This is a genomic window from Methylobacterium sp. AC315, from assembly GCF_979253755.1.
Genome location: NZ_CEEDEA010000002.1, coordinates 49,645 through 72,855, shown reverse-complemented (window position 1 = coordinate 72,855; position 23,211 = coordinate 49,645). Strand labels below are relative to the sequence as shown.

The following is a 23,211-nucleotide window of genomic DNA, read 5'->3' as shown; positions in this document are numbered from 1 at the left end:
AATGCGCGCATGGGTGCTCGCGGCCTCGGTGGCGGCGATCGGCACCGGCGAGGCGCGGGCCGGAGCCTTCGGCATCCGCGAGCAGAGCACCCAGGCCCAGGGGCTGTCCTTCGCGGGTGCGGCCGCCGGCTCCGGCGGCGTCTCGTCGATGTTCTGGAATCCCGCGGTCATCACGATGAACCCGGGTTTCGTCTCCGAGCAGAACCTGACCTATATCGGCCTCTCCTCCGAGATCCGGACGGCGCCCGGGACCAATCCGGGCTTCGCGCGCCTGGGCGATTCCGGTGATATCGGACAGGGCGCCGTGGTGCCCGCGGGGGCGACCTCCTACCAGATCAACGACCGCCTGTGGCTCGGCCTCTCGACGGGTGCGCCCTTCGGCCTCGTGACCAAGCCCCGGCAGGTCTGGGCCGGCGAAGTCTACGGGCGCTCGTCCCGGATCTTCTCGCTGGCGTTCAATCCGGTGATCGGGTTCAAGGTCAACGAGTGGCTGTCGCTCGCCGCCGGACCGAACATCGAGTATTTCCGATTGACCCTGCGGCAGGCCCTGCCGGTCCCCGGCATCGCGCCGACCGTGTATCCCAGCGCGTTCCTCAAGGGTGAATCCTGGGGCGTCGGCTTCACGGCGGGCGCCACCCTGACGCCGCGCGACGGCACCGTGATCGGCATCGGCTACCGCTCGTCCGTGCATCACGACATCGACGGCTCGATCGGCGTGCCGCTGGTGGCGCTGGCGCCGACGGCCGGGCAGGTGCGTGCGAAGCTCAACACCCCGGACAAGCTCAGCGTCGGCCTGGTCCAGGCGATCTCGCCGGTCGCCCGGGTCGATCTCGGCTTCGAGTGGGATCAGTGGTCGCGGCTCGGCACGGTCGGCATCGTCTCGAACCGTCTCGGCCTGCCGGTCAGCAACCTGCCGCTGAACTACAAGGACGGCTACACCTACTCGATCGGTGCCGAGTACGACGCCGCGCCGAACCTCACCGTGCGGACCGGCTTCGCCTACGAATCCTCGCCGATCGACTTCCGCAACCGCTCGGTGCGGCTGCCCGACGGCGATCGCTACATCGCCTCGGTGGGCGCCAGCTACCGCTGGAACGAGCGCCTGACCCTGAACCTTGCCTACTCGCACTTCTTCCTCGACCGGTCGCGCATCCTCGCGGGGGTCGGGCGCGACTACAATGTCGGCAACATCGCCTTCGCGGGCGTGGTCGATTCGAGCGCCGACATCGTCTCGGTCGGCTTCCGCTACATGTTCGGCGCCCCGGCGCCGGCCGCCCCGGCGCCGCTGATCCGGAAGTACTGAGGAGAGGTGCTCTCCCTCTCGAAGGACGGCTCTCGATCCGCCCGCGTCTCCCTCCCCGCTGAGGGGGAGGGAGACGTGGTGTCTCCGGTCTCTTCCGCCGGCCCCGACGCGTGGGTCAGCGGCACATCCGACGAAGCCCGCCCATCGCTCCGTAAGCCGAGGCCGGCGCGGTCCCCTCAGGCGCGCATCCGGACATACGTTCCCGGAGCCGGGCCGAGCGACGGCAGCGCGTCGCCGCCGGGCTTGCGGGCCGGGACCCGCTCGGGGGCCTGGGCCTCGATCCACTGGAACCAGTAGGGCCACCACGAGCCCTTTGTCTCCACCGCCGCCGCGACCCAGTCCTTGAGTTCGCCCTTCACCGGCCCGCCGGTCCAGTAGCCGTATTTCGGCTTGTAGGGCGGGTTGACGACTCCGGCGATGTGGCCCGATCCCGCCAGCACGTAATCGACCTTGCCGCCGAAGGTCTTCGAGCCCTCGAACACCGAGATCGCCGGGGCGATGTGGTCCTCCCGGGTGGCGAGATTGAAGATCGGCACCTGCACCTTCTTCAGGTCCAACCGGACGTTGCCGAGGACCATCTTGCCCTGGGCCAGGCTGTTCTCGAGATAGCAATTGCGCAGGTAGAACGAGTGGTTGGCCGCCGGCATCCGGGTGGCGTCGGAGTTCCAGTACAGCAGGTCGAACGCCGAAGGCGGCTTGCCCTTGATGTAGTTGTTGACGACGTAGGACCAGATCATGTCGTCCGGCCGCAGCATGTTAAAGGCGTTGGCCATGCGGCTGCCCTCCAGGTAGCCCCGCTCGGCCATGCGGGCCTCGACCTGGCGGATCTGCTCCTCGTCGGCGAACACCTTGAGGTCGCCCGCATGGGTGAAGTCTACCTGCGTGGTCAGCAGGGTCGCGCTCTTGATGCGGCGGTTGCCCGTGGCGGCCTGCATGGCGAGCGTCACCGAGAGCAGGGTGCCGCCGACGCAGTAGCCGGCCGCATGGACCTCGCTCTCGCCCGTGGCGACCCCGATCGCGTCGATCGCCGCCTCGATGCCCTCACGCATGTAGGACTCGAAGTCCTTGTCGGCGTGGCGCGCGTCCGGGTTCACCCAGGAGATGCAGAACACCGTCAGCCCCTGGTCGACCATCCACTTCAGGAAGCTCTTCTGGGGGTTGAGGTCGAGGATGTAGAACTTGTTGATCCAGGGCGGCACCATCAGGAACGGGCGCTTGAGCACCGTCTCGGTGGCGGGCGCGTACTGGATCAGCTCGATCAGGTCGTTGCGGAACACCACCTCGCCCGGGGTCACCGCGACGTTGCGGCCGACCTCGAACCCGCTCGGATCGGTCTGGCGCACCCGCAATTGCCCGCCGCCGGCGGCCAGATCCTCCTCGTACATCTTGAGGCCGCGCACCAGGTTGGCGCCGCTCTCGTGCAGGGTGTGGCGGATCAGCTCCGGATTGGTCGGCAGGAAGTTCGACGGCGACAGCATGCTGGTGAGCTGGCGCAGGTAGAACTGCGCCTTGTGGCGGGTGCGCTCGTCAACGCCCTCGGCCTCGTCGACGAGGCCCTCGGCCCAGCGGGTGGCGATCAGGTAGCCCTGCTTGAGGAAGTCGAAATACGGGTTGGTCGACCACTCGGCGTCGCTGAAGCGGCCATCCTTCGGCTCGGGCACCGCCACCGGATCGGCCTGCTGGCCCTGGAGGCGCAGGTAGGTCGTCCCCCACAGCGTCAGGAAGGCCTGGGACAGCTTGGTCTGGGCCTCGGCGCTGCGGCTCGGGTCCGAGAGCCACGCCTCGGCGATCTGGCCGAGCGTCTTGACCGCCTCGTTGATCTCCCCGGAGGTGTCGTTCGCCTGGGCCTCGGGCGCGAGCATGCGGGCGGCGCTGCGCCCCAGCGCCTCCACGAACTGGCCGGCATTGCGCGACAGGGCCTCGATATCCGGCATCGGCGGCGTGATGCCGTCCGGCATGGCGCCGTTGGCCATGCCGGTCCGGGCGGCAGCTTGGTCCGGCGCCTGCGTCCGCGGGCTCGTCACGCGTGCCTCCCCTGTGTGGTGTTTCGGCTCGACTGACCGTGAGCCTCGTTTCCGACAAATTAAGGAGCGAGCGAGAGGTTGCACCAGCCCGTTTGCGCGTGTCGCGAAACATCCGCGCGATCTTCTCATGACCCATGTGCTCATGCACCGCGCCTTTTTGAACCCCACCGGCCGGCGGCCCGGCGGCCCGGGACCGGCTCGGGGCCTCGCCCTGGCGGTTCTGGCCCTCCTGGCGCCACCGCTGGGCGCCTGCTCGGGGGATGCGGTACGCACGCTCGCCACCGATGCGGGCTACGGGCCCCGGGTCGTGGCCGCGCCGGATTTCGTGACCGAGACCCGCGGCCAGGAGACGCCCGCCTTCATGCCGGTGGGCGTCGACGCGCCCAAGCGCCCGATCCGGGCCAAGTCGTCCGAGGGCCAGAAGGCGCTGGAGGCCGAACTCGAAGGCGCCCGCGGCCGCAACGAGAGCCGCGGGCGCGCCGCCGCAAGCGCGGGCCGGGGGGCCGCAGCCGCGATCAAGCCGGTGCCCGCAGCAGAGCAATAAAGCCGCCGATCCGGCTCGAGTTTTTCTGAGTCGGCGGCGACGTGCATCTCTGCTAGAGCGAATCCTTCGCGCGACCGACACCAACGAGAGACGCCAGATTCGGGACGCGCCGATGGATACGCCCATGACCGACTTCCACCGCATCAAGCGCCTGCCGCCCTACGTCTTCGAGCAGGTCAACCGGATCAAGGCGACCGCCCGCGCCCAGGGCGCCGACATCATCGATCTCGGCATGGGCAACCCGGACCTCGATGCGCCGAAACACGTCATCGCCAAGCTGTGCGAGACGGCGGGCCGGCCGCGGACCGACCGCTACTCCGCCTCCAAGGGCATCGCCGGCCTGCGCCGCGCCCAGGCGGGCTACTACCAGCGCCGCTTCGGCGTGAGCCTCAACCCCGACACCCAGGTGGTGGCGACGCTGGGCTCGAAGGAAGGCTTCGCCAACATGGCCCAGGCGATCACCGCGCCGGGCGACGTGGTGCTGGTGCCGAACCCGAGCTACCCGATCCACGCCTTCGGCTTCCTGATGGCCGGCGGCGTGATCCGCTCAGTCCCGGCCGAGCCGACCCCGGCCATGTTCCCGGCGCTCGAGCGGGCCATGCGGCACTCGATCCCGAAGCCCGTGGCCCTGGTGATCTGCTACCCGTCGAACCCGACCGCCTACGTGGCCGACCTCGATTTCTACCGGGACCTCGTCGCCTTCGCCAAGCAGCACGAGCTGATCCTGCTCTCGGACCTCGCCTACGCGGAGGTCTATTTCGACGGCAAGCCGCCGCCCTCGGTCCTGCAGGTCCCGGGCGCGATCGATTGCACCGTGGAGTTCACCTCGCTGTCGAAGACCTACTCCATGGCCGGCTGGCGCATGGGCTTCGCGGTGGGCAACGAGCGCCTGCTGGCGGCGCTGTCCCGGGTGAAGTCCTATCTCGATTACGGCGCCTTCACGCCGATCCAGGTCGCCGCCACCGCGGCCCTCAACGGCCCGGATGACTGCATCGACGAGATGCGGGCGACCTACAAGAAGCGCCGCGACGCGCTGGTCGAATCCTTCGGCAAGGCCGGCTGGGCGATCCCGGCGCCCGCGGCCTCGATGTTCGCCTGGGTCCCGATCCCGGAGCGCTATCGGGAGATGGGCAGCCTCGAATTCTCGAAGCTGCTGCTCGAGAAGTCCGACGTCGCCGTGGCGCCGGGCATCGGCTTCGGCGAGTTCGGCGACGAGTATGTCCGCATCGCCCTGGTCGAGAACGAGCAGCGCATCCGGCAGGCCGCGCGCAACATCCGCCGGTTCTTCGACGGCGGCGACAAGACCCTCCACAACGTCGTGCCGATGGCCCAGGCCGTCTGAGATCGGGCCGGCCCCGATTGTTGCCGCCGGGCGACAGGCTCCGTCAAAGGGCGCGTCGTCCCGCGCCGGCGCTTGTCAGGGCGGATCGCGATGCGCAGGGTTCGGCACGGGGGTCCTCCCGCGTCCCGAGAGTTGCATGCGCCGCCTGAACCTCATCGCCGCCCTGCTGCTCGCCGCCGCGGCCTCGGCCTGTGCGCCGAACCCGATCATCGCGCGGGACCCGGTGCCGGCCCCGGGCCCGACGGATGTCTACGCCTGCGATTCCAAGCCGTTGCCGGTCAACGCCTTCATGTCGGATTGCCGGCCGGTGCCGGCGAGCCCGCAGGTGGTGCTGCGCGCCCGCGGCTGAGCCGGCGTTCCGGTAACCGGTCCGCCCGCGAGCGCCGGACAGGCCGCCCGCGATAAGCTAGAGTGTAGGCCTGACGCCGGCCCGGCCGGTCCCGTGACGGAGCATTGCGTGAGCACCAAGACCCTGATCGCCGCCGGATTGCTCGGCCTCGTCGCCCAGGGCGCGGCCGCCGAGCCGGCCTTCCCGCCGGGGATCCCGCAGCCGCGCGCCTATGTCTTCACCGCCCCAAACGGCCCGACGGTCCTGCAGACCGAGGGTTGCTGCCAGGTGCTGGTGCCGCCGGGCCGTCCCGACCTCGCCGTCCCGCCGATCCCGGTGGCCCAGGTGATGAACGGCGGCGGCTTCGGCTATACCGGGTTCGACTATTACAACGACCAGATCACCGAGAGCCGGTTCGGTGCGCACAAGCGCCCCAAGGAATACGTGATCGCCCCGTCCTACCTCGTGCCGCCGCGCTACTGAGCCGGACAGGCGCCGAGCCCGGGCCTCAATCCTTGTGCGGATCGTGGCCCCAGTTCATCAGCGACATCCGCCAGGGGGAGTCGGGATCCTTGCGGGCGTCGCCGCGCTGCTTCAGATGGCGGTGGACGTAGCCCACGACCTTGCGCATGGCGGCATAATCGTCGTCGGTGAGATCCGCCTTCTTCTTGTCCTTGATCGCCAGGATGCGCCGGCCCATCGCGTGGCCGGTGGATTCGTCGCCGCCCGCCTCCTTCTGGCCGACCGCCTGGCTCGCCGCGCCGTCGAGGTGCTTGCGCAGCGCCGCCGGCGTCATGTTGACGGCGTCGTCGAAGTCGCTCCACGTCTGCGCGTGATCGTCGTCCGCCATCCTGGCCGCCTCCGCGTTCCTGCCTGATCCGTCCCCGACAACGCGCCGCCCGCTTGCCGGCTCGCGCACCACCCTGCGGTCGGGCGCCGCACACTGACCGCGCGGGCCGCCGGCCCGCCGTTTACAGGGCGGCTCCCGGGCGGTATCACCCCGGCCCGACCCATCACCCTCATTCCCGAAAAACCAAATGCGCGCCGAGATCGAGCAAGCCTCGGATGCCGCCAAGCAGTCTATAGGGCTGCTGAGGAGGCATCTTTGACTGGGATACTGTCGATAAACGTCTCGCGGAGCTGAACGCAGCCTCCGAGAACCCCGACCTGTGGAACGATGCCGACGCCGCGCAAAAGGTGATGCGCGAGCGCCAGCAGCTCGACGAGGCGGTCTCCTCCATCCGCAAGCTCGAGCGCGATCTCGAGGACGGCGCGACGCTGATCGAACTCGGCGAGATGGAGGGCGACGAATCCTCGATCCGCGAGGGCGAGGCCGCGATCCTCGCCGTCGAGAAGGAGGCCGCCAGCCGCCAGGTCGAGACCCTCCTGTCCGGCGAGGCCGACGGCTTCGACACCTATCTCGAAGTCCATGCCGGTGCCGGTGGCACCGAGAGCCAGGACTGGGCGAACATGCTCCAGCGCATGTACGGCCGCTGGGCCGAGCGCCGGAAATACAAGGTCGAGATCGTCGAGTGGTCGGACGGCGAAGAGGCCGGGATCAAGGGCGCGACGCTCCTGATCAAGGGCCACAACGCTTATGGCTGGCTCAAGACCGAGTCCGGGGTGCACCGGCTGGTGCGGATCTCGCCCTACGATTCCAGCGCCCGGCGCCACACGAGCTTCGCCAGCGTCTGGGTCTATCCGGTCATCGACGACCGGATCGAGATCGAGATCAAGGAATCGGACTGCAGGATCGACACCTACCGCTCGTCCGGCGCCGGCGGCCAGCACGTCAACACCACCGATTCCGCGGTGCGCATCACCCACAATCCGACCGGGATCGTGGTGGCGTGTCAGCAGGAGCGCTCCCAGCACAAGAACCGCGCCACGGCGTGGAACATGCTGCGCGCCCGGCTCTACGAGGCCGAGCTGAAGAAGCGTGAGGAGAAGGCCAGCGCCGAGGCCGCAGCCAAGACCGATATCGGCTGGGGCCACCAGATCCGGTCCTACGTGCTCCAGCCCTATCAGCTGGTGAAGGACCTGCGCACCGGCACCCAGTCCACCGATCCGGACGCGGTGCTCGACGGCTCCCTCGATCCGTTCATGGAGGCCTCGCTGGCGCAGCGGGTCTATGGCGGTTCCGAAGAGGTCGAGGACATCGACTGATTCTGTGCGGGCGATGCACCTTCCGACCGGGAGGCGCCAGGATGGTCGCTCATCGGCTCACCCGAGCCGCGACGTGGTCCCTCTCCCGCCCGGGAGAGGGGACCCGCGTTGCGTCCGCGCACCCCTGATCCGGCAGCCTCGAACGCGGGGCCGCCGGCCCCTCAATACCCCAAAGCCGCCCCGTCCTTGCGCGGGTCCGAGCCCGCCACCAGCGTGCCGGCCGCGCGGTCGATCCAGATGATCTGGCCGCCGCCCAGCGGCAGAGGCGCCCGGATCGCCGGATGGCCGCGCGCGATCAGTCCGGCCATCGCGGCGTCCGAGATGCCGGTCTCGAGTTCCAGGCTGTCGCCATACGCGAAGCTGCGCGGGGCATCGAGCGCGGCCTGCACGTCGAGGCCCCGGTCGAGGATGCCCGACAGCAGCTCGACATGGCCCATGGCCTGGTAATGGCCACCCATCACGCCGAACGGCGCGACCGCCTGTCCGTCCTTCATCAGCATGCCCGGGATGATCGTGTGCATTGGCCGCTTGCCCGGCCCGATGCTGTTCGGGTGCCCGGCTTCCGTGCGGAACGACAGGCCGCGGTTGTGCAGCAGCACGCCGCTCTCCGGCGCCAGGATGCCCGAGCCGAAGCCCTGGAACACCGAGTTGATCAGCGACAGCGCGTTGCCGTCCCGATCGACCACGCAGAGATAGACGGTGTCCTTGTGGGCCCGCTCCTCGGCGATCTCCCGGGCGATCTCGGGATAGATCTCCGGCACCCGCGCCCGGCCCATGTCGATCGCCCCGTGGGCGGCGGCCTTCCAGGCATCCGACAGCAGGTGCTCCACCGGCACCCGGGCGAGGGCGGCGTCGCCGAACAGCACGTCCCGGTGATGGTAGGCCTGCTTGCAAGTCTCTGCGAACAGGTGGAGCCGGTCCAGGTCTGACAGGGCGCCGACGTCGTGATGCGACAGCACGTTCAGCATCATCAGCGCCGCGAGGCCCTGGCCGGCGGGCGGGCACTCGTAGACGTCGTAGCCGCGGTAGCGGGTCGAGACCGGCGTGACCACGTCCGGCCGCGACGTGGCGAAATCATCCCGGGTGTGCAGGCCGCCGAGGGCGTTGAGCCGGCGGACCATGTCGTCGGCCACCGGTCCTTCATAGAAGCCGCGCGGGCCCTCGTCGGCGATGCGGCGGAGCGTGGCGGCGAGTTTCGGCAGCCGGAAGACGCTGCCGATCGCCGGGGCCTTGCCGCCGATCAGGTAGGTCTCGGCGGCGTGGGGGTCGCCGGCCACCCGGGGCACGCCGCGCAACCAGTCCCAGCCGACGCGCTGTTGGATCACGAACCCGTCCTCGGCGTAGCGGATCGCCGGCTGCAGCAATTCACCCAGCGGGCGCGTGCCGTGCTGGCGCACCAGCATGTCCCAGGCTCCGATCGCCCCCGGTACCGTGACCGCGTGCGGCGAGGCCGGCGTGATCGCGGCGCCGTGCTCGGCGTACCAGTCGGGCGTGGCGGCGGCCGGCGCCCGGCCGGATCCGTCAAGCGCGATCGGCTTGGAGGCGCCGGCCGGAGCATAGAGGGCGAAGCAATCGCCGCCGATGCCGGTCATCAGCGGATCGACCACGCACTGCACCGCCACCGCAGCGATCCCGGCATCGACGGCGTTGCCGCCCGCGCGCAGGATCTCGATGGCGGCCAGGGTCGAGGCGGGATGCGAGGTCGCGACGGCGGCGTTGGCGGCGTAGACCGGGGAGCGCCCGGGTGCGGAGAAATCTCTCACGGGAAATCCTGTCCTGTGCGATCGAGCCGCTGGTCGTCCGCCCCCGCCGGAGAAGGGGCGCCGCCACCGCTCATGCCGAACCGCCGGCGAGGCCCTCTCGGCGCCGGCGTGAAACGGTATCATGTATTCAAGTGATCCGCAGCGCTACGGCCGCCGGTGCTGAACCCCGGTTCCTTGTCACGCCGTCTCGATGATCGAGACCTTGCCGTCGCGCTCGACGATGCCGACCGCGACCGTGTCGAACTCGTCCAGGCCTTGCTGGCGGGCGACGGTGCGGATGTCGGCCTGCCGCACACGCGGCGCCTCCCGATACCCATCCAGGGCGAGATTCTCCGCGCGCAACCGCGGTGTCCCGCCCAAGGCCGGAGGGGCCGCGGGCCGGGGCACTCGCCGTGCCGCGGGATCGGCGCTACCTTCGGTCTTACAACCGCGAAGGATATCCGATGAAGCGCCTGCTCGCCGCCCCGCTCGTCTCCAGCCTTGCCGCCCTTCCCGCCGCGTTCGCGCTGCTGCCGCAGGCGGCTCTGGCCCATCCCGGCCACGGGGCTGCGCTCGGCGCCGGGGCCGGCTTCCTGCATCCGCTGCTCGGCGCCGACCACGTGCTGGCGATGGTCGCGGTCGGGCTGCTGGCGGCCCTGCGCGGCGGCCGGGCGCTCTGGGCACTGCCTCTCTCCTTCCTGGGGCTGATGAGCGTGGGGGCGGGCCTGGGGATGGCCGGCGTCGCGCTGCCCTATGCCGAGACCGGGATCGCACTCTCCATCGTGGTGTTCGGCGTGGCCGCGATCGTCGGCCTGCGGGCGCCGGTTGCGCTGCTCGCCAGCCTCGTCGGCGTTTTCGCGGTGTTCCACGGCTACGCCCACGGCGCCGAGATGCCGGAGACCGCCTCGGGCCTGGCCTTCGGGTTCGGCTTCCTGGCCGCGACCGCGCTCCTGCACGGGGCCGGGATCGGGCTTGGAATCACCGCGTCGCGGCTTGGCGCCACCCGGGCCGCGCCGGCCCTCGGCGCCGCCGTCGCGGCGGCGGGCCTCGCGCTGCTGGCGCTGCCGGCCTGAGCGCTACCGTCCCGGTTACACCCGTCCGCAGGGGCTTGATGTCACGGGCGCGAGGGGCTGACACGGTTGCGCCGAGTCCCAGGTCATGCGCGCCGCCACCGTTCCGGCGGCGATAGGACTCCCGCCACCATGTCAAAACTCCCGACCCTCGCCCTCGTGAGCCTCCTGGCGCTCGCCACCTCCGCACACGCCGCCGCGCCGCCCGAGCGCCTGCGCGGCACGATCGAGGCCGTCGAGGGCGGCGGCTTCACCCTCAAGACCCTGGACGGGAAGAGCCAGCGGGTGACCCTGGCGCCGGACGCCAAGGTCTCCTGGGTCGTCCCGGCCCAGCTCGATCAGATCAAGGACGGCGTCTTCATCGGAACCGCCACCAAGGGCGAGCCGCCGATCGCCCTGGAGGTCGTGCTGTTCCCGGAATCGATGCGCGGCACCGGTGAGGGCCATTACGACTGGGATATGCTTCCCGATCATACCGGCAGCGCCGCGGTGAAGAGCACCATGACCAACGGCACCGTGAAGTCCGCCGTACCCGCGACCGCGCCGGACGCCCCCCGGGTCAAGAGCGCGATGACGAACGGTACCGTGAAGGCGAGCGGGGGCGGCGCGGAGCGCACCCTCACGGTCGATTACGGCAAGGGCCAGTCGCTCCAGATCCTGGTTCCGCCGCAGGCCCCGGTGGTCACCTTCGAGGCTGCGGATTCCGGTGCGATCACCGCCGGCGCCAAGGCGTTCGTGGTGGCTGCGCGGGGCGAGGACGGCAAAGTCACGGCGCGGCGCGTCGCCGTCGGCAAGAACGGCCTGACGCCGCCGATGTGAAGTGCGGTCGGGCGCAAAGCCCGGCGCGCCGTCTCGACATCCTGCGATGACGCCGCCGCAGCCGCCGGCGTCACCCCCACGTTCGGACCGCCCCGGCCCTTCCCGGTGCTCGGGCGGTCCCGTCCATGCCCGGTTCGACAGCACTCCTGCCACTCCGGAAAGCATATCGGTACATCCGGCAAGCTGTTGCCGGCTAACGCGTTCTGATATTGTTGCCGGGCGGCAACATCGCACAGGAACCAATTTATCCGAGCCGAATTCTGATTGCTCGCCGAAACCCGTTCGCACATGGTGATCGTGCACGGGGGCATCGCCAAGCGAGAGCCCGCAGGAGCCTGCCACCCAAGACGCAGGCCAAACCTACAAGACGAGCGGCAAGATCCGGAAAACCGGGCATGTCCGCATCATCGGGTCTCGAAGCTTTGGAGATGTCTATGAAGCTCTTGAAGAGCTCACTGCTCGGTTCTGCAGCCGCCTTCGCGGCCATCGGAGCCGCACACGCCGCCGACCTTCCGGTCAAGAAGGCGGTCCCGATCGAGTACGTCCGCGTCTGCTCGGCCTACGGCGCCGGCTTCTTCTACATTCCCGGCACCGACACCTGCCTGCGTCTCTCCGGCCGCGCCCGGTTCGAGGGCGGGTACATGACCAGCTACTCGCGTCAGTTCGGTAACGGCGGCGACACCTCGGGCTACCAGGGTCGCATGCGCATCAACCTCGATGCCCGCACCCAGACCGCTTACGGCACCCTGCGCGCCTTCGTGCGTTTCGATGCCGGCGCCCGCACCGGCTATTCCGGCGTCGGCACCTCCGGCACCCAGCAGCGTATCGGCCAGGCCTATCCCGGCCTCGGCATCGACAGCTTCGGCCGCGACCAGCAGTTCGCCAACGTCGACAAGGCGTTCATCCAGTTCGCCGGCCTGACCGCCGGTCGTGCGTCTTCGTTCTTCGACTTCTACGCTCACGATTTCGAGCTCGCCGGCGCCACTGCGGGTTCGGACATCGCGTCCACCAACCTGCTCGCCTACACCGCCACCCTCGGCAACGGCCTGTCAGCCACGATCTCGGCCGAAGACCCGGTCTTCCGCCGCAGCCCGATCTACTCGCCGTCCAACAACCCCGGCGGCGTCACCGTCAACGCGTCGATCGCGAACTTCGCGCAGACCAATTCGCCGGCTCCGGTGTTCATCGGTTACACCGGTGCCACCCCCACCCGCTTCAGCCAGGTCGATGTGATCCAGCGTTCGCGGATGCCGGACGTCGTCGGCGCCCTGCGCCTCGACCAGGCCTGGGGTTCAGCCCAGGTCTCCGCGGCAGTTCACGAGTTGAACGTCGGCAACGTCCAGAACGGCGCTGGTACCGGCACCGGCTCGAACGTCAGCATCCCGCACGCCAACAACTCGTATGGCTACGCGGTGCAGGGCGGTCTGAAGATCAACACCCCGTTCATCGCTCCGGGTGATGCGCTCTACCTGCAGGGTGCCTACGGCAGTGGCTCCCAGCTCTACACCGGATACTCCTCGTTCAGCGGTTCCTACTCGCAGAACGCCGCGACCATCCAGGGCCAGAAGTTCAACCAGTTCTTCAACGACGCGAGCGTCAACCCGTTCACGGGGCAGCTCGAGCAGTCGCAGAGCTTCACGGTTGTCGCTTCGTACCTGCACTACTGGTCGCCGGAGTGGCGCTCGGCCGTCTTCGGCTCGTACGGTGAGATGGACTTCACCCAGCGTGCTCGTTCTGCTCAGGGTGCAGCGTTCTCGGTCATCAACCCGAACGGAACGAACAGCTTCGGCGCCAACGCGGTTGGTGTGCCCGGCACAAGATTCTATCAGCTCAGCGAAGCCCTGCGCGACACCTACCAGTTCGTCGCCGGTGCGAGCTTGATCTGGTCGCCGGTGAAGGACCTCGATATCGGTGTCGAGGGCTACTACACCCAAATCGGTGTCAAGAACGGACGCGTGATCGACAAGGACAAGGATCCGACCGCTTACTCCCGCGTCGGTGCGATCAATGCCGGTGGCGCAGTTGCTACCACCACGGCGGACTCGGTGTCCTCCTTCCGCTTCCGCGTCCAGCGCGACTTCTAAGCCGCATCGTCGGCGCGGGGACACACCCCCCGCGCCGGTTCCACGGATCTCAAGGCCCAGCCCTCCGGCTGGGCCTTTTTCGTTGTCGGCGGGCTCGATGACGCCGGACGCCGCGCCTGCTCCGCTTCCGGACGTCGCCGCGGCAGGGCCGCCGCCGAACGGTTCCCGGCGGCGCCGCCAGACACGGGCTCCGGACCGAGCCCGCGAAGCCCGCATCCGGCACGGATCCCGGCCCGACCGCGTCTCCAGCCCGCGCCGCTGACCGGCTCTGGGTTCCGGTGCCCGGGGCGCACCGCTCGAACGCCCCGCTCTCCCCATGCCCACCGCGTCCCGACGCGCCGCCGTGGCTGTCGTCCGGCAGCGCACGAATCGATTCGCGAATCCGGTCGAATCACGGACGGAATCGGCGCGACGGATCTTCACGGACCGGCCGTGGCGATCGTTACCGACGCACGGCGTTGTGCCCAAAGCGGCCGGCGACCCGGCCGCTCGAGACAAAGCGCCGCCGCGTCCGCAAGGGATGAGCCTGGGCCCGGATGTATCCGCGGATTCAGGCGCGCGCAGATAAAAATTTTGGCCGCGGTGATGTCTCTCGAGAGACGTTTGCAATAAATATCCGCGCTAGAATTTCCGCTTATAAAATCATTGCACTCAGTAATACTTCAAAACAATTTTGTGACGTTGCGACGTTACAACAACGCAAATCAATTCCACAGATCGAATGATATCGATGTTGCTTGGATAAGCTGCGACAGATCATAAGAAACGGCATAGAGAAATCTCGGACGCGAGATCTCTCTAAATAATCTGCACTTAAGATTGCAGAATTCAACAACATCGATCGCTGCGAGGGTCGGATAAACCGGACTCGTTGGTGTTATCGGGTCTCGAAGCTTTGGAGATATCTATGAAGCTCTTGAAGAGCTCGCTGCTCGGCTCGGCCGCCGCCTTCGCGGCGATCGGAGCCGCCCAGGCCGCCGACCTTCCGATCAAGAAGGCGGCGCCGATCGAGTACGTCCGCGTCTGCTCCGCCTTCGGGGCCGGCTTCTTCTACATCCCGGGCACCGACACCTGCCTGCGCATCTCGGGCCGCGCCCGGTTCGAGGGCGGCTACATGGCCAGCTACTCGCGCCAGGGCTCCAACGGCGACACCTCGGGCTACCAGGGCCGGATGCGCATCAACATGGATGCCCGCACCCAGACCGCCTACGGTACGCTCCGCGCCTTCGTGCGCCTCGATGCCGGCAGCCGCACCGGCTATTCCGGCATCGGCCAGTCCGGCACCCAGCAGCGCATCGGCCAGGCCTACGCCTCAACGGGCGTCGATCAGGTGGGTCGCGATCAGCAATACATGAACGTCGACAAGGCGTTCATCCAGTTCGCCGGCCTGACCGCCGGTCGCGCGTCCTCGTTCTTCGACTTCTACGCGCACGACTTCGAGATCACCGGCAGCACGCTCGGCTCGGACAACGCCTCGACCAACCTGCTCGCCTACACGGCGGTGCTGGGCAACGGCGTGTCGGCGACCCTGTCGGTGGAAGACCCGGTCTTCCGCCGCACGCCGATCTTCGCGCCCTACGCGTCCACCGTCAGCCCCGTGTTCGTCGGCTACACCCGGGGCGCTCCGACCGTGCTGAGCACGATCGACACCGTCCAGCGCGAGCGTCTGCCCGACTTCGTCGGTGCCCTGCGCCTCGACCAGGCCTGGGGCTCGGCTCAGATCTCGGCCGCCACCCATGAGCTGAACGTCGGCAACATCACGACGCCTTCCGTCGCTGGCGCGAACGTCAACATCGCGCACACCAACAGCGTCCAGGCCTGGGCGGTGCAGGGCGGCTTGAAGGTGAACACCCCGTTCGTCGCGCCGGGCGACGCTCTGTACCTCCAGGGCGCCTACAGCGACGTCGCGCAGCTCTACACGGGCTATTCCGCGTATAGCGGGTCCTACGCGCAGAACCCGGCGACGATCCAGGGCCAGAAGTTCAACCAGTTCTTCTCGGACGCGACGATCAATCCGTTCACCGGCCAGCTGCAGACCTCGCAGAGCTTCACCGCAGTGGCGTCGTACCTGCACTATTGGTCGCCGGAATGGCGTTCGGCCCTGTTCGGCTCCTACGGTGAGCAGAGCTTCTCCCGCGCCGCCCGTCTCGCGCAGGGGGCCGCCTATGGCCTCGCGGGCTCGAGCCTCATCTCCGGCCCCAACGCCGTCGGCGTGCCGGGCACCCGGTTCTATCAGCTCAGCCAGGCGCTTCGCGACAACTACCAGTTCGTCGCCGGTGCGAGCCTGATCTGGTCGCCGGTGAAGGACCTCGATATCGGCGTCGAGGGCTACTACACGCAGATCGGACTGAAGAGCGGCCGGGTGATCGACCAGGACAAGAGCCCGACCGCCTACAACAACGTCGCCGGCATCAACAACGGCACCTTCGTGCCGCGTACCGCGACGCAGGACTCGATCTCGCAGGTCCGCTTCCGCGTCCAGCGCGACTTCTGATCGCCAGAGCGGTGCCGGGGCTTCGGTCCCGGCGCCCGTCCTCGTGCATCTCGACTTCGAAGGCCCGGCTCCGCGCCGGGTCCTTTTTGTACCGGACGCCCCGCGCCGACCGGTCGCGCCAGATCCGGCAGGCCCGGCATCGCGCCGTCATTGGCGCCGGCACGATGTCCGAAAGGTCCGGTCGCACTGCGCCTGCCGCGTCGGCCTTGGCCGAGGCCTCCACCAGCGGCGTGACGCCCGGGGGCATCGACACGCTGTCTTTATTCGCGCGCTGGGCTCGCACGAATCTGTTTGTAAAAGCAATAACGTAATAAAAGCAAAAATAGAAATACCGAATTACTGACTTATAGTCAGGATATGTGATCGTTTAGATTTTAAAAACAAGACCGAACCATTGGGGCTGGCGATGCGGATATTGACATCTCTTCTGCTGGGCTCGCCCTCCGTGCTCGCGCTAGCCGGGGGAGCCAACGCGGTCGACCGTCCGGTCGGGACGGCGGCGCCGATCGCGTATGTCCGGGTCTGCTCGGCCTACGGCGCCGGCTTCTTCTTCATCCCGGGTGCCGACACCTGCCTGCGCATCTCCGGCCGCGCCCGGTTCGAGGGCGGCTACATCACCAGCTATACCCGGCAGGCCGGCTCCAACGGCGGCGACACGTCGGGCTATCGCGGGCTGCTGCGCTTCAACCTCGATGCCCGCACCCAGACCGCCTACGGCACCCTGCGCGCCTTCGTGCGCCTCGAGGCCGGCAGCCGGACCGGTGCGGCCGGCGTGGGCCGATCCGGCACCCAGGAGCGCATCGGCTCGGCCTACGTCGCCACCGGCGTCGATCAGGCCGGGCGCGTCCAGCAGGTCGTGAACGTCGACAAGGCGTTCATCCAGTTCGCCGGGCTCACGGTCGGTCGCGCCTCCTCGTTCTTCGACTTCTATGCCCATGATTTCGAGCTGTCGGGCAGTGCCGCCGGCTCGGATGTCGCCTCGACCAACCTGCTCGCCTACACGGCGACCCTCGGCAACGGCCTGTCGGCGACCCTGTCGGTGGAAGACCCGGTCTTCCGCCGCACGCCGATCTTCGCGCCCTCGGGGGGCGCCACTCCGGTCAGCCCGGTCTTCGTCGGCTATACACGCGGCGCCCCGTCGAGCTTCGCCGCCATCGACAGCATCCAGCGCGAGCGGCTGCCGGATTTCGTCGGCGTCCTGCGCCTCGACCAAGCCTGGGGCTCCGCGCAGCTCTCGGCCGCCACCCATGAGCTGAACGTCGGCAACGTCGGGCTCGGCACCGGTTCGAACGCCGCCGTCGCGCGCACCAACAGCGTCCAAGGCTGGGCGGTGCAGGGCGGCGTGAAGGTGAACACGCCGTCCGTCGCGCCGGGCGACGCCCTGTACCTCCAGGGCGCCTACGGCGACGGCGCGCAGTTCTACACGGGCTATTCGGCGTTCAGCGGCTCCGCCGGACAGAGCCCGGCGACGATCCAGGGCCAGACATTCCAGCAGTACTTCTCGGACGCGACGATCGACCCGTTCACCGGCCGGCTGCAGACCTCGCAGAGCTTCACCGTGGTGGCGTCGTACCTGCACTACTGGTCGCCGGACTGGCGCTCGGCCGTCTTCGGCTCCTACGGCGCGCAGGCCTTCTCCCGCGGCGCCCGCCCCGCGCAGGGCGCGGCCTACGGCGTGGTGAGCACCCTCGCCGGCGGCAATCCCTTCGGCACCAACGCGGTCGGCGTCCCGGGCACGCGGTTTTATCAACTGAGCCAGGCGCTCCGCGACACCGACCAGTTCGTGGCCGGCGCGAGCTTGATCTGGTCGCCGGTGAAGGACCTCGATGTCGGCGTCGAGGGCTACTACACGCAGATCGGCCTGAAGAGCGGCCGGGCGATCGATCTCGACAAGAGCCCCGGCGCCTACGGTGCCATCGCTCAGATCAACGCCGGCAGTTTCGTCCCCCGCACGACGACCCAGGATTCGGTCTCGCAGATCCGCCTGCGGGTCCAGCGCGACTTCTGAGCCCGTATCGCGGCGCCGCGGCATCCGAGGCCCAGCCCTGCACCGGGCCTCCTTGGTTTCGCGAATCGCGGCGGGAGGTTCCCCGGGACCGGACTGAGCGGTGGCGCTCAAGGGCCTCGCGATTCGTCGATGAGGACCGGCGCGCCGGTCCTCGGTCAGGATGGCGGCTCGATCGCCGCCGATCACGACGCGGTTGGCGCAAGCGCGCCACCTGTGTGGGCCGGTGCACCGCCCCTTCGGCAAGACGGCCGCATCGCCAAGCCATTCGTCATGATCAATGATCGATTGCATCTTGCTCGACCAAGTGAATTGACAGCACGGCCAATTGGTTTGACCGCCAATATCTTCCAATCAATATTGATACCATAGTAGATTGAAAAGTAGTTCGCATTGAGTTGCAGATCGGCAACAAGATCATAAATGCTATGACGACGCATTGAATCGCTGTTGCTTGCTAAAGATCGGGATCCCAGGATCATCCGAGACAGATGTGATGCGCGAAGAACCGTGCGTCACTCTTCTACAAATAAAAAAACCTAAGAAAAGTCTGCGTTCTGCAGAAAACGGGAAGCGTTGCCGTCTTCGGCTTCAAACTTCTGGGGGTCTTGATGACTTTATTGAACCATTTCTTGCTCGGATCCGCGACCGCGTTCGTCGCAGTCGGTTCCGCCCACGCTGCCGACCTTCCGATCAAGAAGGCGGCGCCGATCGAGTACGTCCGCGTCTGCTCCGCCTTCGGGGCCGGCTTCTTCTACATCCCCGGCACCGACACCTGCCTGCGCATCTCGGGCCGCGCCCGGTTCGAGGGTGCGTACCAGACCTCGTCCAGCCGCCAGCCGGGCGCTGTCGGCGAGACGTCGGGCTATCGCGGGTTGGCGCGCTTCAACCTGGATGCCCGCACCCAGACGGCCTACGGCGCCCTGCGCGCCTTCGTGCGCCTGGATGCCGCCTCCCGCACGGGCGTCATCCATTCCGGCACCATGCTGCGCATCGGCCAGGCCTACGGCGCCACCGGTGTCGACGAGCGGGGCCAGGCGCAGCAATACGTGAACGTCGACAAGGCGTTCATCCAGTTCGCCGGCCTCACCGCCGGTCGCGCGTCGTCGTTCTACGACTTCTACGCTCACGATTTCGAGATGTACGGCGCGACGTCCGGCTCCGACAATTCCTCGACCAACCTGCTCGCCTACACGGCCACCTTGAGCAACGGCGTCACGGCGACCCTGTCGGTGGAAGACCCGGTCTTCACCCGCTCTCCGATCTTCTCACCGACTGCGACCGCGGTCGCCCCCGTCTTCGTCGGCTACACCGGCGGCCGGCCGTCGCGCTACGGCAACGTCGACGCCGTCCAGCGCTCGCGGCTGCCCGATTTCGTCGGCGCCCTGCGGATCGATCAGGCCTGGGGCTCCGCCCAGATCTCGGCCGCCACGCACGAGATCAACGTCGGCAACCTCAGCACCAACCCGGCCGCGGGAGCGGGCGGCGTCCTCACCGGGATCCGGCATGCCAATTCGGTCCAGGGTTGGGGCGTGCAGGGCGGCGTGAAGATCAACCTGCCGGCGATCGCCCCGGGGGATACCCTCTACCTGCAGGGGGCCTACGCCAACGGCGCACAGAGCTATGCCGGCTATTGCATGGTCGCCGGCTGCTACGCGCAGTCCAACACCGGCTTCGATACGCAGAAGTTCGAGCAGTACTTCGCCGACGCGTCGGTCAACCCGTTCACCGGCCAGCTCCAGACTTCGACCAGCTTCTCGGCGGTGGCGTCGTACCTGCACTACTGGTCGCCGGAATGGCGCTCGGCCCTCTTCGGCTCCTACGGCGAGCAGGATTTCTCGGCCAGTGCCCGCCTGGCCCAGGGCGCCCTGTTCAGCCTGGTGAACCCGAGCGGCAACAGCTTCGGGACCAACGGCGTCGGCGTCCCCGGCACCCGGTTCTACCAGCTGAGCCAAGCCCTGCGGGACACTTACCAGTACGTGGTCGGCGGCAGCCTGATCTGGTCGCCGGTGCTCGATCTCGATATCGGCGTCGAGGCCTTCTACACCCAGATGGGTGTCAGGAACGGCCGCGTGATCGACCTCGACAAGGGCCCGGGTGCCTACGCGAACGTCGCCGCCATCAACGCCGGCACGTTCGTGCCGCGCACCGCGACGCAGGATTCGATGACGCACGTCCGCTTCCGCGTGCAGCGCGACTTCTGATCCGATCAGCCGGCGCCGGGCATCCAACCCCGGCGCCGTTCACGATCGTCTGTCCATGCGACGACTGAAGGTGCCGGCTTAATCCCTGACTCCAATACAGGCAGCGCGCTTTGTCCCGCGGTTCGCGTTGCCGCCCTGTGCGGGCGCTGATACGCCGGATCCGACTTTATCTCCGCCGACCGGGCGGCCCAGGTCGCGACCGTCGGGGCGATCGGGGCCGCACGGCGAAGGCCGGAAGGGCCCGCGCGTGGTCGGAAGTCCGGAGGAAGCCGATGACCAGTAGCGCCTCGACGAGTCCCGTGCCGACGCCGCTCAACGAGCGCCGCGCAGCACGGTTCTGGCCCGAGGGCTGGTGGCGCCTGGTCGACATGAAGATCGGCATCATTCCACTGCCGCTCTACGTCATCGTGGCGATCCTGCTGGTGGTCCTGGTCCAGGAGGGCGAGGTCAAGCCGGACGGGCCGACCATGATCGCCGTCCTGGTGATGGGCGGCTTCACCTGCGCCGAGATCGGCAAGCGCATCCCCATCCTGCGCAACATCGGCGCGGGCGCGATCTTCGCGACCTTCATCCCGTCGGCGCTCGTCTACTACAAGCTGGTACCGCCCCAGATGGAGAAGGCGATCTTCGATTTCACGAAGTTCACCAACTTCCTCTACATCTACATCGCCACGATCATCGTCGGCTCGATCCTGGGCATGGATCGCGACGTCCTGATCAAGGGCTTCCTCAAGATCTTCGCACCCCTCGCGGTGGGCTCGGTGGCGGCCGCCATCGTCGGCACCCTGGTCGGCACCGCGCTCGGGCTCGGCCCCTACAAGACCTTCTTCTTCATCGTCGTGCCGATCATGGCCGGCGGCGTCGGCGAGGGCGCGATCCCGCTCTCCATCGGCTACGCGGCGATCCTGGGCCAGCAGCAGGGCGTCGTGTTCGCCCAGGTGCTGCCGCCGGTGATGCTCGGCTCGCTCACCGCGATCATCTTCGCCGGCACCCTCAATTATGTCGGCAAGCGCTATCCCCACCTCACCGGGGAGGGCCGGCTCCAGCCGGGCGCGGAGGGCATGGAATCGAGCGACGCCCAGGCCCGCTCCGAGGCGGCCCGCGGCCAGATCGACGCCGCCACGATCGGCGCGGCCGGGCTCACGGCCATCACCCTCTACCTGCTCGGGGTCGTAGCCCACCACCTCGTCGGCCTGCCGGCGCCGGTGGCGATGCTGTTCCTGGCGGTGTTCGCCAAGCTCGGCAGCGCCGTGTCGCCCCATCTCCAGGCTGGCGGCTTCGTGGTGTACAAGTTCGTGCAGGTCTCGATGACCTACCCGCTGCTCTTCGCCATCGGGGTGGCGCTGACCCCGTGGAACGAGCTGATGGCGGCGTTCACCCTGGTGAACCTGATCACCATCGTGTCGACGGTGTCCACGCTGATGGTCACCGGCTTCTTCGTCGGCCGGGCGCTCGGGATGTACCCGATCGAGACCGCGATCGTGAACGCCTGCCACAGCGGCCAGGGCGGCACCGGCGACGTGGCGATCCTCACGGCGGCCAACCGCATGGCGCTGATGCCGTTCGCCCAGATCGCCACCCGGATCGGCGGCGCCCTGACCGTCACCGGGACGATCATCGCGATGAAATGGATCGGCGCGTGAATCGAGACCGGGGAGCGTTGCATCATGGCCGGTGATCCGGGCGCCGTCGGGGCGAGCCTTCAATCCAGGATCGGGGCGATCCTCCGCTCGACGAGCGGCAACTTCCTGGAGATGTTCGATTTCTTCCTGTTCGGGTTCTACGCCAGCTCCATCGCGCGGGCGTTCTTCCCCTCGGGCAACGAGACCACCGAGCTGCTCCTGACCTTCGGGACCTTCTGGCTCGGCGCGCTGATGCGGCCCCTCGGGGCGATCGTGCTCGGCGCCTACATCGACCGGATCGGGCGCCGGAAGGGCCTGATCGTCACCCTGGCGATCATGGCGAGCGGCACGGTGCTGATCGCCTTCTGCCCGAGCTACGGCACCATCGGCATCGCCGCGCCCCTGATCGTGCTGGCCGGCCGCCTGCTGCAGGGCTTCTCGGCCGGCGTCGAGATCGGCGGCGTCTCGATCTACCTGTTCGAGATCGCCACGCCCGGGCGGAAGGGCTTCTACACGTCGTTCCAGTCGGCGAGCCAGCAGGTGGCGATCATGTTCGCGGCCGTGATCGGCTACGGGCTGAACGCCTACCTGACCAAGCAGCAGATCGGCGATTTCGGCTGGCGCATCCCGTTCTTCATCGGCTGCCTGATCGTGCCGTTCATCTTCTTCATCCGGCGCTCCCTGCAGGAGACCCAGGAATTCGCCCAGCGGACCCACCATCCGAGCACGCGCGAGATCCTCACCACGGTCGCCGCCAACTGGCGGATCGTGCTGCTCGGCATGATGCTCTCCACCATGACCACGGTGACCTTCTACATGATCACCGTGTACACGCCGACCTTCGGCAAGACCGTCCTCAAGCTCACCGAGACCGACAGCCTCACCGTCACCCTGTGCGTGGCGATCACCAACTTCATCTGGCTGCCGGTGGGCGGCGCGCTGTCGGACGCGATCGGGCGCAAGCCGGTGCTGCTCACCATCTCGGTCCTGTCGCTGCTGACCACCTATCCGGCGCTGCACTGGCTGGTGGCCGATCCGACCTTCGCCAAGATGCTCGGCGTCGAATTGTGGTTCTCATTCTTCTTCGGCGTCTACAACGGCGCGATGATCGTCTCGCTGTCCGAGGTCGTGCCGGCGCATGTGCGGGCCAGCGGCTTCTCCCTGGCCTACAGCCTCGCCACGGCCCTGTTCGGCACCGCCACCCCGATGGTCTCGACCTACCTGATCGAGCAGACCGGCGACCGGGCGGCCCCGAGCTATTGGCTGATGGCGGCGGCCGCCTGCGGGATCGTCGCCACGCTCAGCCTGTTCCGGGGCGGCAAGCGGGAAGCCAGGATCCCCGCCCACGCCTGAGGACGAGACGCGCCGCCATCTCCGGAGCGGCGTTTCTGCCGGGTCCCGGATCGCCGTGCGCGGGTGCCCGGGAGAGGGCGGTTCCATCCGAAATGGTGAGGGGCCGGAAGC

Annotated in this window: 18 protein-coding genes; 14 read left to right on the top strand and 4 right to left on the bottom strand. The window is 68.2% G+C overall.

Annotated elements, in window-relative coordinates; translation table 11 throughout:
• Position 1 precedes the first annotated feature (1 nt).
• Positions 2-1,303: an OmpP1/FadL family transporter gene (locus tag AC0IY0_RS03090; protein ID WP_419829184.1), complete on the top strand. Its 1,302-nt coding sequence runs from the start codon at positions 2-4 to the stop codon at positions 1,301-1,303.
• 176 nt (positions 1,304-1,479) lie between these two features.
• On the opposite strand, the gene AC0IY0_RS03085 is transcribed toward AC0IY0_RS03090, so the two are convergent.
• A complete protein-coding gene (locus AC0IY0_RS03085) occupies positions 1,480-3,276 on the bottom strand; it encodes a PHA/PHB synthase family protein (RefSeq protein WP_147938935.1) in 1,797 nt (598 codons plus the stop codon).
• A 178-nt stretch (positions 3,277-3,454) separates the two neighbouring features.
• Between AC0IY0_RS03085 and AC0IY0_RS03080 the strand changes: the two genes are divergently transcribed.
• The 4 genes from AC0IY0_RS03080 to AC0IY0_RS03065 all read left to right on the top strand — a co-directional run bounded on the left by AC0IY0_RS03080 (position 3,455) and on the right by AC0IY0_RS03065 (position 6,024).
• On the top strand, positions 3,455-3,871 hold the full coding sequence (locus AC0IY0_RS03080; protein WP_471763060.1) for a hypothetical protein: 417 nt from the start codon (positions 3,455-3,457) through the stop codon (positions 3,869-3,871).
• Between the two features lie 124 nt (positions 3,872-3,995).
• A complete protein-coding gene (locus AC0IY0_RS03075; RefSeq protein ID WP_471763059.1) occupies positions 3,996-5,213 on the top strand; it encodes an LL-diaminopimelate aminotransferase in 1,218 nt (405 codons plus the stop codon).
• 136 nt (positions 5,214-5,349) lie between these two features.
• Entirely contained in the window at positions 5,350-5,562 is a 213-nt protein-coding gene (locus tag AC0IY0_RS03070; protein ID WP_007567016.1) for a hypothetical protein, read from the top strand.
• A 108-nt stretch (positions 5,563-5,670) separates the two neighbouring features.
• Entirely contained in the window at positions 5,671-6,024 is a 354-nt protein-coding gene (locus AC0IY0_RS03065; protein ID WP_147909840.1) for a hypothetical protein, read from the top strand.
• A gap of 25 nt (positions 6,025-6,049) precedes the next feature.
• Here the strand turns inward: AC0IY0_RS03065 and AC0IY0_RS03060 are convergent, their stop codons facing one another.
• Positions 6,050-6,391, bottom strand: a complete 342-nt coding sequence (locus tag AC0IY0_RS03060) for a DUF3140 domain-containing protein (RefSeq protein ID WP_471763058.1) — start codon at positions 6,389-6,391, stop codon at positions 6,050-6,052.
• A 187-nt stretch (positions 6,392-6,578) separates the two neighbouring features.
• Between AC0IY0_RS03060 and prfB the strand changes: the two genes are divergently transcribed.
• A protein-coding gene (gene prfB, locus AC0IY0_RS03055) for a peptide chain release factor 2 (RefSeq protein ID WP_147855599.1) occupies positions 6,579-7,707 on the top strand; the annotation gives its coding sequence in 2 pieces (ribosomal slippage) (positions 6,579-6,647 and positions 6,649-7,707; 1,128 coding nt in all).
• 161 nt (positions 7,708-7,868) lie between these two features.
• Here prfB and AC0IY0_RS03050 read toward each other — a convergent pair.
• Complete coding sequence (locus AC0IY0_RS03050; protein ID WP_471763057.1) at positions 7,869-9,470, bottom strand: gamma-glutamyltransferase family protein; 1,602 nt, start codon at positions 9,468-9,470, stop codon at positions 7,869-7,871.
• 177 nt (positions 9,471-9,647) lie between these two features.
• The gene (locus tag AC0IY0_RS03045) at positions 9,648-9,812 is read right to left on the bottom strand and encodes a hypothetical protein (protein WP_471763056.1); all 165 of its coding nucleotides are present in this window, start codon (positions 9,810-9,812) and stop codon (positions 9,648-9,650) included.
• Between the two features lie 101 nt (positions 9,813-9,913).
• On the opposite strand from AC0IY0_RS03045, the gene AC0IY0_RS03040 reads away from it, so the two are divergent.
• The 8 genes from AC0IY0_RS03040 to tcuC all read left to right on the top strand — a co-directional run bounded on the left by AC0IY0_RS03040 (position 9,914) and on the right by tcuC (position 23,100).
• Positions 9,914-10,522 (top strand): HupE/UreJ family protein, encoded by a 609-nt coding sequence (locus tag AC0IY0_RS03040; protein ID WP_471763055.1) that lies wholly within the window; start codon positions 9,914-9,916, stop codon positions 10,520-10,522.
• A 129-nt stretch (positions 10,523-10,651) separates the two neighbouring features.
• A complete protein-coding gene (locus AC0IY0_RS03035; protein WP_471763054.1) occupies positions 10,652-11,338 on the top strand; it encodes a metal ABC transporter permease in 687 nt (228 codons plus the stop codon).
• 434 nt (positions 11,339-11,772) lie between these two features.
• Positions 11,773-13,422, top strand: coding sequence for a porin (locus AC0IY0_RS03030; protein WP_147938921.1), 1,650 nt, complete (start codon positions 11,773-11,775; stop codon positions 13,420-13,422).
• A 907-nt stretch (positions 13,423-14,329) separates the two neighbouring features.
• A complete protein-coding gene (locus tag AC0IY0_RS03025) occupies positions 14,330-15,916 on the top strand; it encodes a porin (protein ID WP_471763053.1) in 1,587 nt (528 codons plus the stop codon).
• A 406-nt stretch (positions 15,917-16,322) separates the two neighbouring features.
• Positions 16,323-17,924, top strand: coding sequence for a porin (locus AC0IY0_RS03020; RefSeq protein WP_471763052.1), 1,602 nt, complete (start codon positions 16,323-16,325; stop codon positions 17,922-17,924).
• A gap of 608 nt (positions 17,925-18,532) precedes the next feature.
• On the top strand, positions 18,533-20,125 hold the full coding sequence (locus AC0IY0_RS03015; RefSeq protein ID WP_471763051.1) for a porin: 1,593 nt from the start codon (positions 18,533-18,535) through the stop codon (positions 20,123-20,125).
• 272 nt (positions 20,126-20,397) lie between these two features.
• Complete coding sequence (locus tag AC0IY0_RS03010) at positions 20,398-21,768, top strand: 2-hydroxycarboxylate transporter family protein (RefSeq protein WP_147854424.1); 1,371 nt, start codon at positions 20,398-20,400, stop codon at positions 21,766-21,768.
• Positions 21,769-21,792: 24 nt separating this feature from the next.
• Positions 21,793-23,100: an MFS transporter gene (gene tcuC / locus AC0IY0_RS03005; RefSeq protein ID WP_147910102.1), complete on the top strand. Its 1,308-nt coding sequence runs from the start codon at positions 21,793-21,795 to the stop codon at positions 23,098-23,100.
• The last annotated feature ends 111 nt before the right edge of the window (positions 23,101-23,211 follow it).

What these genes read in the sequence shown, in the direction of transcription:
- AC0IY0_RS03070 (WP_007567016.1), top strand. Translation starts at nt 5,350, where the DNA reads ATGCGCCGCCTGAACCTCATCGCCGCCCTGCTGCTCGCCGCCGCGGCC.
- AC0IY0_RS03030 (WP_147938921.1), top strand. Translation starts at nt 11,773, where the DNA reads ATGAAGCTCTTGAAGAGCTCACTGCTCGGTTCTGCAGCCGCCTTCGCG.
- AC0IY0_RS03075 (WP_471763059.1), top strand. Translation starts at nt 3,996, where the DNA reads ATGACCGACTTCCACCGCATCAAGCGCCTGCCGCCCTACGTCTTCGAG.
- AC0IY0_RS03020 (WP_471763052.1), top strand. Translation starts at nt 16,323, where the DNA reads ATGCGGATATTGACATCTCTTCTGCTGGGCTCGCCCTCCGTGCTCGCG.
- AC0IY0_RS03090 (WP_419829184.1), top strand. Translation starts at nt 2, where the DNA reads ATGCGCGCATGGGTGCTCGCGGCCTCGGTGGCGGCGATCGGCACCGGC.
- AC0IY0_RS03040 (WP_471763055.1), top strand. Translation starts at nt 9,914, where the DNA reads ATGAAGCGCCTGCTCGCCGCCCCGCTCGTCTCCAGCCTTGCCGCCCTT.
- AC0IY0_RS03010 (WP_147854424.1), top strand. Translation starts at nt 20,398, where the DNA reads ATGACCAGTAGCGCCTCGACGAGTCCCGTGCCGACGCCGCTCAACGAG.
- AC0IY0_RS03025 (WP_471763053.1), top strand. Translation starts at nt 14,330, where the DNA reads ATGAAGCTCTTGAAGAGCTCGCTGCTCGGCTCGGCCGCCGCCTTCGCG.
- AC0IY0_RS03085 (WP_147938935.1), bottom strand. Translation starts at nt 3,276, where the DNA reads ATGGCCAACGGCGCCATGCCGGACGGCATCACGCCGCCGATGCCGGAT.
- AC0IY0_RS03015 (WP_471763051.1), top strand. Translation starts at nt 18,533, where the DNA reads ATGACTTTATTGAACCATTTCTTGCTCGGATCCGCGACCGCGTTCGTC.
- AC0IY0_RS03060 (WP_471763058.1), bottom strand. Translation starts at nt 6,391, where the DNA reads ATGGCGGACGACGATCACGCGCAGACGTGGAGCGACTTCGACGACGCC.
- tcuC (WP_147910102.1), top strand. Translation starts at nt 21,793, where the DNA reads ATGGCCGGTGATCCGGGCGCCGTCGGGGCGAGCCTTCAATCCAGGATC.
- AC0IY0_RS03035 (WP_471763054.1), top strand. Translation starts at nt 10,652, where the DNA reads ATGTCAAAACTCCCGACCCTCGCCCTCGTGAGCCTCCTGGCGCTCGCC.
- AC0IY0_RS03080 (WP_471763060.1), top strand. Translation starts at nt 3,455, where the DNA reads ATGACCCATGTGCTCATGCACCGCGCCTTTTTGAACCCCACCGGCCGG.